This is a genomic window from Streptomyces sp. NPDC047117 (assembly GCF_040643545.1).
In the GTDB taxonomy this organism is placed as follows: Bacteria; Actinomycetota; Actinomycetes; order Streptomycetales; family Streptomycetaceae; genus Streptomyces.
This window is the reverse complement of the sequence record NZ_JBEYUN010000004.1, coordinates 75,412-91,392: the sequence shown is the minus strand read 5'-3', so window position 1 is coordinate 91,392 and position 15,981 is coordinate 75,412. Positions and strand designations below refer to the sequence as shown.

At 71.6% G+C, this 15,981-nt stretch carries 13 protein-coding genes; all 13 read right to left on the bottom strand.

The annotated features are described in order from the left end of the window. Positions 1-28 precede the first annotated feature (28 nt). The 13 genes from glyA to nrtL all read right to left on the bottom strand — a co-directional run bounded on the left by glyA (position 29) and on the right by nrtL (position 15,821). Positions 29-1,372, bottom strand: a complete 1,344-nt coding sequence (gene glyA, locus ABZ840_RS08985) for a serine hydroxymethyltransferase (protein WP_361555644.1) — start codon at positions 1,370-1,372, stop codon at positions 29-31. A gap of 206 nt (positions 1,373-1,578) precedes the next feature. Further along, entirely contained in the window at positions 1,579-2,238 is a 660-nt protein-coding gene (locus ABZ840_RS08980) for a protein-tyrosine-phosphatase (RefSeq protein WP_361555641.1), read from the bottom strand. Then, positions 2,235-2,882, bottom strand: a complete 648-nt coding sequence (locus ABZ840_RS08975; protein WP_361555638.1) for an L-threonylcarbamoyladenylate synthase — start codon at positions 2,880-2,882, stop codon at positions 2,235-2,237. The genes ABZ840_RS08980 and ABZ840_RS08975 overlap by 4 nt, the downstream gene beginning before the upstream one ends. Positions 2,883-2,970: 88 nt before the next feature. After that, complete coding sequence (prmC, locus tag ABZ840_RS08970; protein WP_361555635.1) at positions 2,971-3,852, bottom strand: peptide chain release factor N(5)-glutamine methyltransferase; 882 nt, start codon at positions 3,850-3,852, stop codon at positions 2,971-2,973. Positions 3,853-3,919: 67 nt separating this feature from the next. Beyond that, complete coding sequence (gene prfA / locus ABZ840_RS08965; RefSeq protein ID WP_361555633.1) at positions 3,920-4,990, bottom strand: peptide chain release factor 1; 1,071 nt, start codon at positions 4,988-4,990, stop codon at positions 3,920-3,922. 131 nt (positions 4,991-5,121) lie between these two features. Further along, positions 5,122-5,346: a 50S ribosomal protein L31 gene (gene rpmE / locus ABZ840_RS08960; protein WP_004953295.1), complete on the bottom strand. Its 225-nt coding sequence runs from the start codon at positions 5,344-5,346 to the stop codon at positions 5,122-5,124. 167 nt (positions 5,347-5,513) lie between these two features. After that, positions 5,514-6,638, bottom strand: coding sequence for an LCP family protein (locus ABZ840_RS08955; RefSeq protein ID WP_361555629.1), 1,125 nt, complete (start codon positions 6,636-6,638; stop codon positions 5,514-5,516). A 383-nt stretch (positions 6,639-7,021) separates the two neighbouring features. Then, entirely contained in the window at positions 7,022-9,112 is a 2,091-nt protein-coding gene (rho, locus tag ABZ840_RS08950; protein WP_361555626.1) for a transcription termination factor Rho, read from the bottom strand. Between the two features lie 382 nt (positions 9,113-9,494). After that, positions 9,495-10,412: a homoserine kinase gene (gene thrB / locus ABZ840_RS08945; RefSeq protein WP_361555623.1), complete on the bottom strand. Its 918-nt coding sequence runs from the start codon at positions 10,410-10,412 to the stop codon at positions 9,495-9,497. 354 nt (positions 10,413-10,766) lie between these two features. Continuing rightward, complete coding sequence (thrC, locus tag ABZ840_RS08940; protein WP_030621153.1) at positions 10,767-11,849, bottom strand: threonine synthase; 1,083 nt, start codon at positions 11,847-11,849, stop codon at positions 10,767-10,769. Positions 11,850-11,857: 8 nt separating this feature from the next. Then, positions 11,858-13,159, bottom strand: a complete 1,302-nt coding sequence (locus ABZ840_RS08935; protein ID WP_361555619.1) for a homoserine dehydrogenase — start codon at positions 13,157-13,159, stop codon at positions 11,858-11,860. Positions 13,160-13,279: 120 nt separating this feature from the next. After that, positions 13,280-14,671, bottom strand: coding sequence for a diaminopimelate decarboxylase (lysA, locus tag ABZ840_RS08930; RefSeq protein WP_361555616.1), 1,392 nt, complete (start codon positions 14,669-14,671; stop codon positions 13,280-13,282). Positions 14,672-14,696: 25 nt separating this feature from the next. Beyond that, complete coding sequence (nrtL, locus tag ABZ840_RS08925; protein WP_361555613.1) at positions 14,697-15,821, bottom strand: ArgS-related anticodon-binding protein NrtL; 1,125 nt, start codon at positions 15,819-15,821, stop codon at positions 14,697-14,699. Positions 15,822-15,981: the final 160 nt, after the last annotated feature.

The window sequence follows — 15,981 nt, the reverse complement described above, 5'->3', positions numbered from 1 at the left end:
GTTCCTCGCGCGCGAACGGTTCCCCGATTCAGGCCTGTGGGGGATATGGCGGGAAGTTCCGGACCAGTTCCGTGGTCCCCGCACGAACCGTGCCGTCCTCCCGCAGCGCCGCTCCGATCAGTGCCCCGATGCGTGTCATCTCTGCTTCCCCCATCCCCTGCGTGGAAACGGCGGCGGTGCCCAGCCGGATGCCGGTCCTGCGCGTCGTGGCGTCCGCCGGACCGGGCAGCGCGCAGGTGTCCAGGACGATGCCGGCCGCGGCCAGCCGCCCGCGCGCCGTCCGGGCGTCCAGCCCCAGCGGCGCGGTGTCCGCGGTGATCAGGTGGGTGTCGGTGCCGCCGGTGGTCACCGTCAGCCCCTCGGCCTGCAGCGCCGCGGCGAGCGTCCGCGCGTTGCCCGTCACCCGATGGGCGTACGCCGCGAACGCCGGCGTCGACGCCTCCCCGAAGGCGACGGCCTTCGCCGCGACCGTGTGCATCTGCGCACCGCCCTGGGTGAACGGGAACACCGCCCGGTCGATCCGCTCGGCCAGGTCGGCGCCGCACAGGATCATGCCGCCGCGCGGGCCGCGCAGGACCTTGTGGGTGGTCGCGCACACCACGTCGGCGTACGGCACCGGGTTCGGCGCCGCTCCCCCGGCCACCAGCCCGATGGGGTGCGCGGCGTCCGCGATGAGGTACGCGCCCACCTCGTCGGCGATCTCCCGGAAGGCCGCGTAGTCGATGTGGCGTGGATAGGAGATCGAGCCGCAGACGATGGCCTTGGGGCGGCGCCGCGCCGCCAGCTCCCGGATGGCGGCGTAGTCCAGCAGCCCGGTGTCGGGGTCCACGCCGTACCCGGCGAAGTCGAACCAGCGGCCGGAGAAGTTGGCGGCCGAGCCGTGCGTCAGATGACCGCCGTGCGGCAGCGCCATGGCCAGCACGCTGTCCCCGGGGCGCAGCAGGGCTGCGTAGGCGGCCAGCACGGCCGAAGAGCCGCTGTGGGCCTGCACGTTGGCGTGTTCGGCGCCGAAGAGGGCCTTGGCGCGCTCCACCGCCGTCCGCTCGGCGAAGTCCACCAGCTCGCAGCCGCCGTGGTGGCGCGCGCCGGGGTAGCCCTCGGCGTACTTGTTGGCGAGCGGGGAGCCGAGCGCGGCGAGCACGGCGGGCGAGGTGAAGTTCTCCGCGGCGATCAGCTGGAGGCCCGACGCCTGCCGGGCGCTCTCGCCGAGCAGCGCGTCGGCGATCTGCGGGTCCTGGGCGCGCAGCTGGTCGAAGCCGGGCCCGCCCCAGGGCGCAGCGGCCGGGCTCCCGGGCGGCCGGCCGTCGCTCTGCTGCCGGACCGGCCGGGCGTGCGGGGTGGCGCTGCGGGTGGACGCGGGAGTCGCTGACATCGCTCGCTCCGGGCCTCGTACGGGGGACGTACGTCCAATGTAGGCGCGGAACGGCGCTCAGGCGCGGTGTACGGCGTGACGGGGCGGCCGGGCGGGTGGTTGGGGCGCTTTACGGCCACCGGGCGGGCAGGGCGGCTACAGGGGCGTGTGAGGACGACTGGGGCTCGGACCGGGTCGTTACGTAACGACCTGCCTCACATCGCCGCTCAGGCGCGTGCGGGGACTCCTGTGAGAGCGGTGACGACCGGGTCGAGGGCCTGGTTGATCTCGTCGCCGATGGAGCGGAAGAACGTGATGGGCGCGCCGTAGGGGTCGTGCACCTCGTCGGCCTCGGCGTTCGGCGCGAGGAGCCAGCCGCGCAGCGCTGCCGCCGCGCCCACCAGCGCGCGGGCGCGGTCCACCAGGCCGCCGTCGGGCAGCGCCGGATCGGGCTCGGGAAGAGTGGCCGGATCTATGGCCTTCACCAGCCGGTTGAACTCCTTGAGGGTGAAGGTGCGCAGCCCCGCGGAGTGGCCCATGGAGATGACCTGGGCACGGTGGTCGCGGGTGGCGGTGAGCACCAGGTCCGCGCGGATGACGTGCTCGTCCAGCAGCTCACGGCCGATGAACCCGTCGGGGTCGGCGCCGTAGTCGGCCAGCACGGTGGCGGCGTGGGTCTCCATCGGGGCGCCCTCGTGGCCCCAGGTGCCGGCGCTCTCCACCACGATGCCGCTGGTCAGCTCGGTACCGAGTCTGCATTGCAGGCCATGGCGGTGCAGCCGCTCGGTGATCGGCGAGCGGCAGACGTTGCCGGTGCTGACGTGGAGGATGCGGAAGGTGTAGTCGTCCTGCGTTCCCGCTATGCCACGCCCCTGCGGGGCCATCAATTGGCCACCTCGAGCTCGGGTACGACCTTGCGGAGCTCGTCGGCGTCGATCGCGCCGGCCCGCAGCAGCCGCGGGATCTTCCCGGTGACGTCGACGATGGAGGACGGCACGGCGGCCGGGGTGGGCCCGCCGTCGAGGTACACGGAGATGGAGTCGCCCAGCATCTCCTGGGCCGCGTCGCAGTCCTGCGGGGACGGGTGTCCCGTGAGGTTGGCGCTGGAGACGGCCATCGGGCCGAACTCGGTCAGCAGATCGATGGCGACCGGGTGCAGCGGCATCCGTACCGCCACCGTGCCACGGGTCTCCCCCAGGTCCCAGGTCAGCGACGGCTGGTGCCGGGCGACCAGGGTCAGCGCGCCGGGCCAGAAGGCGTCGACCAGCTCCCAGGCCTGCTCGGAGAAGTCGGTGACCAGGCCGTGCAGGGTGTTCGGGGAGCCGACCAGGACCGGCGAGGGCATGTTGCGGCCGCGGCCCTTGGCCTCCAGGAGGTCGCCGACGGCCTCCGAGCTGAAGGCGTCCGCGCCGACCCCGTAGACGGTGTCGGTCGGCAGCACGACCAGCTCCCCGCGCCGGACCGCCGAGGCGGCCTCACGCAGGCCGGTCGCGCGGTCGGTCGCGTCGCTGCAGTCGTATCGCCGTGCCATTAGCGGGCCTCCTGGTGCGGAACGGTGGTGGGGTGGGAGCGGCGGCGCCCGGCGGCGGCCGGGGCCCGGTCGGGAGCTGCGGGTACGGTCACGGCGTCGCCCTGCGGGCGGTCGCGAAACGCGGGCGGTTGTTCAGGTCGGGGTGGTCGGCCGCGTCCGCCCAGCCGCGCTCCTCGGTGAAGATCCACGGCACCTGGCCGCCCTGGGTGTCGGCGTGCTCGATCACGACGACGCCGCCGGGCCGCAGCAGGCGGTGTGCGGTGCGCTCGATGCCCCGGATGGTGTCCAGGCCGTCCTCGCCGGAGAAGAGCGCGAGCTCGGGGTCGTGGTCGCGTGCCTCCGGTGCCACGTGCTCCCACTCGGTCAGCGGGATGTACGGGGGGTTGGAGACGACCAGGTCGACCTGGCCGTCCAGCTCGGGCAGCGCGGTCAGCGCGTCGCCCTGATGGAGAACGACGCGGGACCCCTCGACGTTCTTGCGTGTCCACACCAGGGCGTCCTCGGACAGCTCCACGGCGTGCACCCGCGAGCGCGGGACCTCCTGGGCGAGCGCGAGGGCGATGGCGCCGGAGCCGGTGCACAGGTCGACGATGAGCGGCTCGACGACGTCCATCGCGCGGACGGCGTCTATGGCCCAGCCCACCACCGACTCGGTCTCCGGCCGGGGCACGAACACCCCGGGGCCGACGTGCAGTTCCAGGTACCGGAAGAAGGCGCGCCCGGTGATGTGCTGGAGCGGCTCGCGGGCCTCGCGGCGGGCGATCGCCTCCCAGTACCGGGCGTCGAAGTCCGCGTCGCCCACCATGTGCAGCTGGGACCGCTTCACGCCGTGCACGTGGGCGGCGAGCTCCTCGGCGTCGAAACGGGGCGAGGGCACGCCGGCGTCGGCCAGCCGCTGGGTCGCCTGGGCCACCTCGGCGAGCAGCACAGACCGGGCCTTGGGGGGACGGCCCCCGGGAGACTGCTGCACTGGTCCTCCAGCCGGTACGTACTTCGGTCGTGCGGTGTGAAGCGGGCGCCGGGCGCCCGCCCGCGGCTTACTGGGCGGCGGCGAGCTTGGCCGCCGAGTCGGCGTCCACGCAGGCCTGGATGACCGGGTCGAGCTCGCCGTCCAGCACCTGGTCCAAGTTGTACGCCTTGAAGCCCACCCGGTGGTCGGAGATCCGGTTTTCCGGGAAGTTGTAGGTCCGGATCCGCTCGGAACGGTCGACCGTACGTACCTGACTGCGGCGGGCGTCCGACGCCTCCCGCTCGGCCTCCTCCTGCGCCGCCGCGAGCAGCCGGGAGCGCAGGATGCGGAGCGCCTGCTCCTTGTTCTGCAGCTGGCTCTTCTCGTTCTGGCAGGAGACGACGATGCCGGTGGGCAGGTGGGTGATGCGCACCGCGGAGTCGGTGGTGTTGACCGACTGGCCGCCAGGGCCTGAGGAGCGGTAGACGTCGATCCGCAGGTCGTTCGGGCCGATCTCGACCTCGACCTCCTCGGCCTCGGGCGTGACGAGCACGCCGGCGGCGGAGGTGTGGATACGGCCCTGGGACTCGGTGGCGGGCACGCGCTGCACGCGGTGCACCCCGCCCTCGTACTTCATCCGGGCCCACACGCCCTGGCCGGGCTCGGTCTGGCCCTTGGTCTTCACGGCGACCTGGACGTCCTTGTAGCCGCCGAGGTCGGACTCGTTGGCTTCGAGGATCTCGGTCTTCCAGCCGAGGCGCTCGGCGTAGCGCAGGTACATCCGCAGCAGGTCGCCGGCGAACAGCGCGGACTCCTCGCCGCCCTCGCCGGCCTTGACCTCGAGGATCACGTCCTTGTCGTCGCTGGGGTCGCGCGGGACGAGCAGCAGCCGCAGCTTCTCGGTCAGCTCCTCGCGCCGGACCTCGCCCTCCTTCACCTCGTCGGCGAAGTCGGGGTCGTCGGCGGCGAGTTCGCGGGCCGTCTCGATGTCGTCCCCGGTCTGCTTCCAGGCGCGGTACGTGGCGATGATCGGGGTCAGTTCGGCGTAACGCTTGTTGAGCCGCATCGCCTCGCGCTGGTCGGCGTGGACCGCGGGGTCGGCGAGCCGCTTCTCGAGGTCGGCGTGCTCGCCGATCAGTTCCTCGACCGCCTCGAACATCGTGGTGTTCCTCTGCTGGCTGGGATGTACCGGGCGCCCGCGGCCGGAGGGACCGGCGGGCCATTGACGGCAAAACGCCGGTCCGGTCGCCCCCGCGCAGGGGCGACCGAGAACCGGCGCCTTGTGGGTCGCTACTTCTTGGCGGACCCGGCGTTCTTGCCGAAGCGGGCCTCGAAGCGGGCCACGCGGCCACCGGTGTCGAGGATCTTCTGCTTGCCCGTGTAGAACGGGTGGCACTCGGAGCAGACGTCGGCACGAATGGTGCCGTCCGCAACGGTGCTACGGGTGGTGAACGAGGCGCCACAGGTGCAGCTGACCTGGGTCTCGACGTACTCCGGGTGGATGTCGCGCTTCAAGGGATTCTCCTATGTATCGGGAGGGCACCGGGTCGTGCTCGCGGGATGCGTCACGTGAACCGGGGCCGACGGTCCAGTTTGCCAGTACTGGCCGCATCTCCCCAAACCGGGGGGCGACTGCCGTTATTCCCGGCCCGGGTGCGGGCCGGGAGACGGAGCCACCCCTCTCACCGTACGTAGTCGGACGTGCCGCCCTTGTCGCCGGCCGAGTCCTTCAGGGCCGACTTCGGGATGGCCCTGTCCTCCCGCAGCGCCTTCCAGACCTGCTTGTTCTGGGCGTCCAGCGGCAGCACCCGGTTGGGATTGTTCGGGTCGTAGGTGACCGGGAGCGTGGCCATGTTGATGTGGTCCGAGCCGATACCCCCGACGCTCTTGGCCAGGCCGACCAGCGAGTTGACCGAGTTCAGCCGGGTGTCGGTGGTGATCGCCTTGGTGGCGGTGTCCCCGATGTCGTACAGCTTCGTCGGGCTCGACAGCACGCCGACGTCCTTGACCTGGTCCATCAGCGCCTTGATGAAGGTCTGCTGCAGCTGGATGCGGCCCAGGTCACTGCCGTCGCCGCCGGGCACGCCGTGCCGGGTGCGGACCAGGCCGAGGGCCTGCTCGCCGTCCAGGGTGTGGGTGCCGGGGTTCAGGTCGAGGTGGCTGTCCGGGTCGTGGATCGCCTTCTTCGTGGTGATCTCGACGCCGCCGAGGGCGGTGATGAGCTTCTTGAAGCCACTGAAGTCGACCTCGACGAAATGGTCCATACGGATGCCGCTCATGGACTCCACCGTCTTGACGGCACAGGCCGGACCGCCGACCTCGTACGCGGTGTTGAACATGACGTGCTGCGCGCCGGGGGTCTGCTGCCCGCCCTTGGTGCACGAGGGCCGCGAGATCAGGGTGTCCCGGGGGATGGAGACCACGCTGGCCTTCTTGTGGCCCTTGTAGACGTGCACCACCATCGCGGTGTCCGAGCGGGCGCCGCCGCCGTCCGAGCCGTACTTGGCGTTGTCCCCGGCCCGGGAGTCCGAGCCGAGCACCAGGATGTCCATCGAACCGTTGTCGACGTCGTCCGGGCGGTCGGCGCCCAGTGCCGCGTCGATGTCGACGCCCTTGAGGTTGCCGTTCAGCTGGTAGTAGACGAACCCGAGCCCCGCGCCGCCCAGCAGCACGCAGCTCACCAGTGCGCAGAGTGTGATCGTCAGCGCCCTGCGGCGCCTCGTGGGTCCCTTGCGCCGGCGGCCGGTGGCGCGTATGCCGCGGGAACGGCCCTCGGCCGTCCGCGCGGCCCTGCTGCTGTCCGCCATCTGCTCCTCAGTCCTTGCTGCTCGGCTGGCCTCGCCGTCCCCGGCTGTCACGTCCTCTCACCGGTGGTGTCCCGCACCTTGTCAGACGGGAGGCATCCGGGAAGGGTTGCACAGACAGTGGGGCCGCCCCGGTCGCTCCGGCCGGGCGTGCCGGACTCGGCGTACAGCCGTTCGCACCTCGCTCACCAGGGCTTTTGTCCGGTCTGCCGTATACGGGACAGGACGTTTGCGGACTTTATGTCTGTGCCGAAGGTCTCAGGGCGCAGCCGTCGGACGCGGTATGCGTCACAGCATTTTCACGGCCCGGACGCGCCGGTGACAGCACGACGAAGCCCTCCCCGCCGGGTGGCGGGGAGGGCTTCGCTCGACGGTACCGGCGGGCGTCAGTCGTTGCCGTTGCCCGCGGTCGGCGTCGTCTTCTGGATCTGCAGCAGGAACTCCGCGTTGGACTTCGTCTGCTTCATCTTGTCCAGCAGCAGCTCGATGGCCTGCTGCTGGTCCAGGGCGTGCAGCACCCGGCGCAGCTTCCACACGATCGCCAGCTCGTCGCTGCCGAGCAGGATCTCTTCCTTACGGGTGCTGGACGCGTCCACGTCCACCGCCGGGAAGATGCGCTTGTCCGAGAGCTTCCGGTCGAGCTTGAGCTCCATGTTGCCGGTGCCCTTGAACTCCTCGAAGATCACCTCGTCCATCCGCGAGCCGGTCTCGACCAGCGCGGTGGCCAGGATGGTCAGCGAGCCGCCGTCCTCGATGTTGCGCGCGGCACCGAAGAATTTCTTCGGCGGGTACAGCGCGGTCGAGTCGACACCACCGGACAGGATGCGGCCGGAGGCGGGCGCCGCGAGGTTGTACGCGCGGCCCAGACGGGTGATGGAGTCCAGCAGGACGACGACGTCGTGGCCCAGCTCCACCAGGCGCTTCGCGCGCTCGATGGCGAGCTCGGCGACGGTGGTGTGGTCCTCGGCCGGGCGGTCGAAGGTCGAGGAGATGACCTCGCCCTTGACCGACCGCTGCATGTCGGTGACCTCTTCCGGACGCTCGTCGACGAGGACGACCATCAGGTGGCACTCGGGGTTGTTGCGGGTGATCGAGTTGGCGATCGCCTGCATGATCATGGTCTTGCCGGTCTTCGGCGGGGCCACGATCAGACCGCGCTGGCCCTTGCCGATCGGCGACACGAGGTCGATGATCCGCGTGGTCAGCTGGCCGGCCTCGCCCTCCAGGCGCAGCCGCTCCTGCGGGTACAGGGGGGTCAGCTTGCCGAACTCCGGGCGGCCGCGGCCCTGTTCGGGGGCGACGGAGTTGACGGAGTCCAGGCGCACCAGCGCGTTGAACTTCTCGCGGCGCTCGCCCTCGCGGGGCTGGCGGACCGCACCGGTGACGTGGTCACCCTTGCGGAGGCCGTTCTTGCGGACCTGGGCGAGGGAGACGTACACGTCGTTCGGGCCCGGGAGGTAGCCGGAGGTCCGGATGAACGCGTAGTTGTCGAGGATGTCCAGGATGCCCGCGACGGGGATCAGGACGTCGTCCTCGGCGACCTGCGGCTCGGCGCCGAAGTCGTCACGGCCCCGACGGCCACGGCGGTCGCGGTAACGGCCCCGGCGACCGCGGCGGCCGCCCTGGCCGTCGTCGTCGAAGTCGTCCTGGCGGTTGCCACCGCCGCCGCCACCGCCCTGCTGACGGTTGCCGCCGCCCTGCTGGCCACCGCCCTCGTTGCCGTCGTTGTTCTTACGGCGGTCACGGTCCCGGTCGCGGCCCCGGCGGTCGTTCTTCTGGCCGCGGTCCTGACGGTCACCGCGGTCCTGGCGGTCACCCCGGTCCTGACGGCCCTCGCCGCCCTTGCGGCCCTCGCCGTCCTGGCCGGAGCCGTCCTTCTGACCGTCCTTGACCTCGGTCTTCGACTCGGCCTTGGCCTCGCCTCGCGCGCCGTCCTTGGCCTCGCCGGCGGACTCGGGGCTGCCGGCCGCTGCGGTGGCACGGCGCCGGCGGCGCTCGCCGGCCGGCTGCTCGTCGCTGGCACCCTGGCCGGGGATGTCGATCTGCTGCTGGCCGGCGGCGGTGTCCGCGGCCTTCTCCGCCTTGGCGGGCTTCTCGGCGGTCTTTTCGGCGCTCTTCTCGGCCGCGGCCTCGCCGGTGCGGGCCTTGGAGGTGGCCCGGCGCTTCGGCTTGGCCTCGGCGGGAGCTTCGGTGGACGCGTCGGCGCCCTTGGCCGCACCGGCTCCGCCGGCGGCCTGCTTCTCCTTGATGACCTCGATGAGCTGGCTCTTGCGCATCCGCGCGGTGCCCTTGATGCCGAGGCTGGAGGCTACCTGCTGCAGCTCGGCCAGGACCATGCCCTCGAGGCCGGTGCCGGAACGGCGTCGCCGCGAGGCACCAGTGGCGGCCCCGGTGGCAGGCGCGGCGGGAGCGTCCGTGGCGGGCGCTGCGGCATCGCCATCGGTGCGTACGCCCATCAGATCGGTGGTGTCGCTCACGAAGGGTCCTTCCCTGGAGCGGGCGTCGGCCTGTCTGGCTCGGCGACCGGTTGTGCTGTCCGACCGCGGTCCCTCGACATTCACGGGCCGGGCCGGGGCGGTGGTCCCGCCGGATTCGGCGGAGAGATCAGTTCATGGTTCCGACGCGAAAGATGCTGCGCATTCATGCAGGTCACGCTTCATGCACATCACGCCGATTTCCGGAGCATGCTCGCTTCTGCTTTAGGCAGTCGCTCCAAGCAGGTTGGGAGGCTCCCGGAAGAAAGGTGGTCCCGACTGGGGACACGAAGTACCTCGCCGCTGCGGCGTCGAGTACTCACTTGAGGTTAACACTACCGGATCCAACAAACATTCCCCCTCTCTCAGACCGGCAATCCGTCGGTCACCCGGCGAGCGGCAGCACGCTCGTTCCTGCTGCGTCGAGGGACAGCCGGTTTGCCGCCCACCCCTCGCCCGCCAGGGTCGCGACCTTGTCGGCCGCTCCCTCCTCGACCAGCGCGAGCACCGTCGGGCCCGCGCCGGAGACGACCGCGGGGACACCGTCCGCACGCAGTCGGTTCACCAGGGCCACGCTCTCCGGCATCGCCGGCGCCCGGTACTCCTGGTGAAGTCGGTCCTCGGTCGCGGCGAGCAGCAGCTCGGGGCGCCTGGTCAGGGCCTCGACGAGCAGTGCGGCGCGACCGGCGTTCGCCGCGGCGTCACCGTGCGGGACGGTGCGTGGCAGCAGGCCCCGGGCGGTCTCGGTGAGCACGGGCTTACCCGGTACGAAAACCACCGGAACGACGGAATCGGCGGGGTCCATCCTGATGGCGCGGGCTGCGCCGGCGTCCATCCAGGACAGGGTGAATCCGCCGAGCAGACAGGCGGCGACGTTGTCGGGGTGGCCCTCGATCTCGGTGGCCAGTTCCAGCAGTGCGGCGTCGTCGAGCTTCTGCTCGCCGCCTATCGTCACGGCGCGCGCCGCGACGATGCCGGCGCAGATGGCCGCGGAGGAGGAGCCGAGGCCCCGGCCGTGCGGGATGCGGTTGGCGCAGACGACCTCCAGGCCGCGCGGCTGCCCGCCCAGCAGGTCGAATGCGGTGCGCAGGGACCGTACGAGCAGGTGGCTCTCGTCGCGCGGCAGGGTGTCGGCACCCTCACCCGCGATGTCCACGTGCAGTCCGGAGTCGGCGACGCGTACTACGACGTCGTCGTACAGACCCAGGGACAGGCCGAGGGCGTCGAAGCCGGGACCGAGATTGGCGCTGGTGGCGGGGGTGCGCACCCGGACGGCGGCGGCGCGGAACGCTGGACCGGCCATCGCTCGATGACTCTCCTTGATGTGAAACTGCGGTACTGCCCCGGAGCGCCGCGGTGCCGAGGCACCTGATCGGCTCATGGGGTCCGTTCTGACCTGCCCTGCACACCACTGCACTATGCCGCGGGGAGGGGAGTTGGCTGCCAGCCTATCGAAGGAAGGTTCAGTGGCGACATAGGGCGCACGGGAGGCGCACGATGCGTGTCGCGCGCCCTCTCATGCCACACCACTCACTTTGCAGCCTTTGCAGGATTTGCCCTGCGGGCCCCACGGGGCCGGTGCGACACGCGCGCCGACCCCGCCCGGACCGTTCCGACCGGCTGTTTCCGGTCGAATTTTTGTCTTACGACAGATGCCTTACGCCAGGCCCAGCCGCTCGGCGGCGGCGTCCGCGTCGACCGGGACCGTCACCGGCTGCGGCGCGCCGGCCACCGCCCAGTCCGGGTCCTTCAGACCGTTGCCGGTCACGGTGCACACGATCTTCTGGCCCGGGTCGACCCTGCCCTCTTCGGCGGCCTTCAGCAGACCGGCCACCGAAGCGGCCGAGGCAGGCTCCACGAAGACGCCCTCCTGCGAGGCCAACAGGCGGTACGCAGCGAGGATCTGACGGTCGGTCACCTCGTCGATGGCGCCGCCCGACTCGTCCCGCGCGGCCTCCGCGAAGGACCAGGAGGCCGGGTTGCCGATACGGATCGCGGTGGCGATCGTGCTCGGGTCCTTGACCACCTCGCCGCGCACGATCGGCGCGCTGCCGGACGCCTGGAAGCCCCACATGCGCGGCGCGCGGGAGGAGATCCCGTCCGCCGCGTACTCCTTGTAGCCCTTCCAGTACGCGGTGATGTTGCCGGCGTTGCCGACCGGCAGCACGTGGATGTCGGGCGCGTCGCCCAGCATGTCCACGATTTCGAAGGCCGCGGTCTTCTGGCCCTCGATGCGGACCGGGTTGACGGAGTTCACAAGTGCGACCGGATACTTCTCCGAGAGCCCGCGGGCGAGCGTCAGACAGTCGTCGAAATTCCCGTCGACCTGGAGAATCTTCGCCCCGTGCACCAGGGCCTGACCCATCTTGCCCAGGGCGATCTTGCCCTGCGGGACCAGTACGGCGCTGACCATACGGGCACGCACGGCGTACGCCGCGGCGGAGGCCGAAGTGTTGCCGGTGGAGGCGCAGATGACGGCCTGCGCACCCTCCTCCTTGGCCCGGGTGATGGCCATCGTCATGCCGCGGTCCTTGAAGGAACCGGTGGGGTTGGCCCCCTCGACCTTGAGGTGCACCTCACAGCCGGTGCGCTCGGAGAGCACCTGCGCCGGCACGAGCGGCGTACCGCCCTCGCGCAGGGTGACGACCTCGGTCGTGTCCTTGACCGGCAGGCGGTCGCGGTACTCCTCGATGATGCCGCGCCACTGGTGGGTGGTACCGGCGCTGGTAATGGCAGACATGGGTTCCTTTACTCCCCTTCGACCCGCATGATGCTGGCGACGCCCCGGACGGTGTCCAGATTGCGCAGCGCCTCGACGGTCGAGGACAGCGCCGCGTCGGCGGCGCGGTGGGTGACGACGACGAGGGACGCCTCGCCGCCTCCGTCCGGCCGGCCTTGCTGGCGCACCGTATCGATCGATACGCCGTGCTCGGCGAAGACCATGGCGACCTGGGCCAGGACGCCGGGTTTGTCGGCCACATCGAGGCTGATGTGGTAGCGGGTGATGACCTCGCCCATGGGGCCGACCGGGAGCTGTGTGTACGCGGACTCGCCCGGCCCGGTGGCCTCGCTGAGCTTGTTGCGGCAGACCGCGACCAGGTCGCCGAGGACGGCCGAGGCGGTCGGCGAGCCGCCGGCGCCGGGACCGTAGAACATCAGCTGCCCGGCGGCGTCCGACTCCACGAAGACGGCGTTGTACGCCTCGCGCACGGACGCCAGCGGGTGGGTCAGCGGGATCATCGCGGGGTGGACCCGCGCGGTGACCGAGGCGCCGTCCGCGGCCCGCTCGCAGATCGCCAGCAGCTTGACCGTGCAGCCCATGCGCTTGGCGGAGGCGATGTCGGCCGCGGTGACCTCGGTGAGGCCCTCGCGGTGCACGTCGTCGATGGTCACCCGGGTGTGGAAGGCGATGCCCGCCAGGATCGCGGCCTTGGCGGCGGCGTCAAAGCCCTCGACGTCCGCGGTCGGGTCGGCCTCGGCGTACCCCAGCGCGGTCGCCTCGTCCAGCGCCTCGCTGTACCCGGCACCACTGCTGTCCATCCGGTCCAGGATGAAGTTCGTCGTCCCGTTCACGATGCCGAGCACCCGGTTGACCTTGTCCCCGGCCAGCGACTCGCGCAGCGGGCGGACCAGCGGGATCGCACCGGCCACCGCGGCCTCGTAGTACAGGTCCGCGCCGTGCTCCTCGGCGGCCGCGTGCAGCGCCGCGCCGTCCGCCGCGACCAGCGCCTTGTTGGCGGAGACCACGCTCGCGCCGTGCTCGAAGGCGGTGGTGATGAGCTTCCGGGCCGGCTCGATGCCGCCGATGACCTCGATCACCACGTCGATGTCGCCGCGCTTGACCAGCGCGGTCGCGTCGGTGGTGACCAGCTCGGCGGGCACGCCCTCGCGCACCCGGTCGGGACGGCGCACGGCGATGCCCGCGAGCTCCACGGGCGCGCCGATCCTGGCTGTGAGGTCGTCCGCGTGCGTCGTCATGATGCGCGCCACCTCTGAGCCGACCACACCACAGCCCAGGAGCGCCACCTTCAGCGGACGCGTACGCATCATTCGACCTCTGCTCTTCCGTGTTGCGGCCCCGAGGGAACGGGGCCTGTTCGCAATGGACCAGTCTCACCCACCGGACCGGAATTCTTGCCCTTGGTCCAGATGGCGAGACATCTATTTCACTTATCCGACATCGAGCCGCAGGAGATCTTCCTCCGTCTCGCGCCGCACGATCACCCGGGCCTCGCCCTGGCTCACGGCCACGACCGGCGGCCGCAGCGCGTGGTTGTAGTTGCTGGCCATCGACCGGCAGTACGCACCGGTCGCCGGCACGGCCAGCAGGTCACCCGGCGCCAGGTCCGACGGCAGGAACGCGTCCCGCACGACGATGTCACCGCTCTCGCAGTGCTTGCCGACCACCCGCGAGAGCATCGGCGCGGCGTCCGAGGTCCGCGAGACCAGCGCCACGCTGTACTCCGCGTCGTACAGCGCCGTACGGATATTGTCCGACATCCCGCCGTCGACGCTGACATACGTCCGCAGGCCTTCCAGCTCCTTGACCGTGCCCACCTCGTACAGGGTGAACGCGGTCGGGCCCACGATGGCGCGGCCCGGCTCGACCGAAAGGCGCGGCACGGCCAGCCCGGCGGCCTCGCACTCGTGGCGCACGATCTCCCCGAGCGCCTTCGCGATCTCGTGCGGCTCCCGCGGGTCGTCGTCCGAGGTGTAGGCGATACCGAGCCCGCCTCCCAGATCGATCTCCGGCAGCTCGACCCCGTGCTCCTCCCGCACGTCCGCCAGCAGCTGCACCACACGCCGCGCCGACACCTCGAACCCGGCCATGTCGAAGATCTGCGACCCGATGTGCGAGTGGATGCCGGTGAGCTCCAGCCCGTCCAGCTTCAGCACCCGGCGCACGGCCTCGGCGGCCTGCCCGTCGGCCAGCGCGATGCCGAACTTCTGGTCCTCGTGCGCGGTGGCGATGAACTCGTGCGTGTGCGCCTCCACGCCCACGGTCACCCGGATCTGCACCGCCTGGCGCTTCCCCAGCTGGTCGGCGATGTGCGCGACCCGCGCGATCTCCTGGAAGGAGTCGACGACGATCCGCCCGACCCCGGCCTCCACGGCCCGCCGGATCTCGCCCTCGCTCTTGTTGTTGCCGTGCAGCGCGATCCGCTCCGCCGGCATCCCGGCCGCGAGCGCCGTGGCCAGCTCGCCCGCGGAGCAGACGTCGAGGTTCAGCCCCTCCTCGTGCAGCCACCGCACGATGGCCCGCGACAGGAACGCCTTCCCGGCGTAGAAGACATCGGCCTCTTCCCCGAAGGCGTCCTTCCAGGCCCGGCACCGCTCCCGGAAGTCGTCCTCATCAAGGAAGTAAGCAGGCGTACCGAACTGGTCCTTCAGTTCGGCAACGCTCATCCCGCCGACGGTGACGACACCGTCGGCGTCCCGCCGCACCGTCCGGGACCAGACCCGCGGGTCCAGGTCGTTCAGATCGGCGGGCGGAGCGGTGTAGTGGCCCTCGGGCAGGACGTCGGCGTGGCGGGGCCCTGCGGGGTGCGCGGAACGGCTCATGACGGTGGGAGATCCCCTCGGAGGTTCAGAGGTGTTCGGGTGCGGAGACGCCCAGCAGGGTCAGGCCGTTCGCGAGCACCGTACCGGCGGCCTGGGCGACGGCCAGCCGGGCGCGGTGAACGGCCATGGGTTTCTGCTCTCCGGCGGGAAGCGGCGGACAACTGGCAAGGAAGCGGAGGACGGCGTCGGCGGTCACTTCCAGCTGCCGCGCCAGCCGATCGGGCGCCCGCAGCCGCGCAGCGGCTTCGAGGGCCGCGGGGTAGGCGGCGAGTGCGGCGTGGAGGGGGGTGTAGGGGACGGTGGCTCCGTCGTCGACGGGGCCCGTGGCGGCGCCGGCCCCGGTGAGGGCGACGACCGCTTGCTCCGCAGCGGCTTCATCGACGCCTGCGGGGAGTACGCCCAGGTCATGGGCGTTACGCAGCACTGCGCACGTACGAGCGTACGCGTACTGGACCAGGAACCGCGGATTGCCCTCCCGCTGCACGGGCCGCTCCGGAACCCGCACGTGATCATGCGCGGCGGGGTACAGCAACACCCACCGCGTCTCGTCCCGCCCGAGCCGCGCGAGCAGCTCTTCGGCGGTGACATACTCCCCGGTCGCGTCCTTCACGGGGACGGGCCGCACGGCTTCTCCGCCGGGCCGGGTCCCCTCCCCCGCGGCTTCCATGATCGCCCGCAACGCGTCCGCGACAGCGGCGGCCCGGGGGCCGGGGGCGGGACGGAGGTCGACGGGGGCCGGACGGAGGGCGACGGGCGAGGTGGGGTCGGCGCCCGGGGAGGCGGCCTCGGGGAGCCGCCCGCGCCGGCCGTACGCGCGACCCGCCGCCAGCACCTCCCGGACGAGCGCGGCAGGCGCGTCGCCCCCCAGCGTGATGTTCAGGAATCCGGGCCCGGCGACATCCACCGCCGCGATCCCCGGCACACGGGCCAGCCGCTTGGCAACGACCCCCGCGACCTCCCGCGGCGGCACACCCACGTCCTTCGCCAGCCGCAGCGCGACATTCGTGGCGTAATCCCCGCAACCGTCATGCGGCGGCGGGGCCACCTCCACCCGCTCGGGCAGGGCACCCTCGGCCAGCACGAGTTCCCGCGCCTCGACAGCACCGCGCACGGAGCGCAGGACGGTGCGGGAGAGCTCAGCGGGAGTCACAGGACAAGCGTATGGGAGAAGGGGGGCGGGTATGCGAACGGGTTTCGCCCTTCGGACACCGCCGGCCCGGACACCGGGCCTTCAGCAGCGCGGCGGGTCCGGCCTCGGGCAGGGCACCGGGCCCGACCTCGGGCAGCGCGGCGAGCTCGACCTCGCGCAG

Coding starts and splice junctions, on each gene's coding strand:
- glyA (WP_361555644.1), bottom strand. CDS start 1,372: ATGTCAGCGACTCCCGCGTCCACCCGCAGCGCCACCCCGCACGCCCGG.
- ABZ840_RS08975 (WP_361555638.1), bottom strand. CDS start 2,882: ATGGCACGGCGATACGACTGCAGCGACGCGACCGACCGCGCGACCGGC.
- prfA (WP_361555633.1), bottom strand. CDS start 4,990: ATGTTCGAGGCGGTCGAGGAACTGATCGGCGAGCACGCCGACCTCGAG.
- ABZ840_RS08955 (WP_361555629.1), bottom strand. CDS start 6,638: ATGGCGGACAGCAGCAGGGCCGCGCGGACGGCCGAGGGCCGTTCCCGC.
- thrB (WP_361555623.1), bottom strand. CDS start 10,412: ATGGCCGGTCCAGCGTTCCGCGCCGCCGCCGTCCGGGTGCGCACCCCC.
- thrC (WP_030621153.1), bottom strand. CDS start 11,849: ATGTCTGCCATTACCAGCGCCGGTACCACCCACCAGTGGCGCGGCATC.
- ABZ840_RS08935 (WP_361555619.1), bottom strand. CDS start 13,159: ATGATGCGTACGCGTCCGCTGAAGGTGGCGCTCCTGGGCTGTGGTGTG.
- lysA (WP_361555616.1), bottom strand. CDS start 14,671: ATGAGCCGTTCCGCGCACCCCGCAGGGCCCCGCCACGCCGACGTCCTG.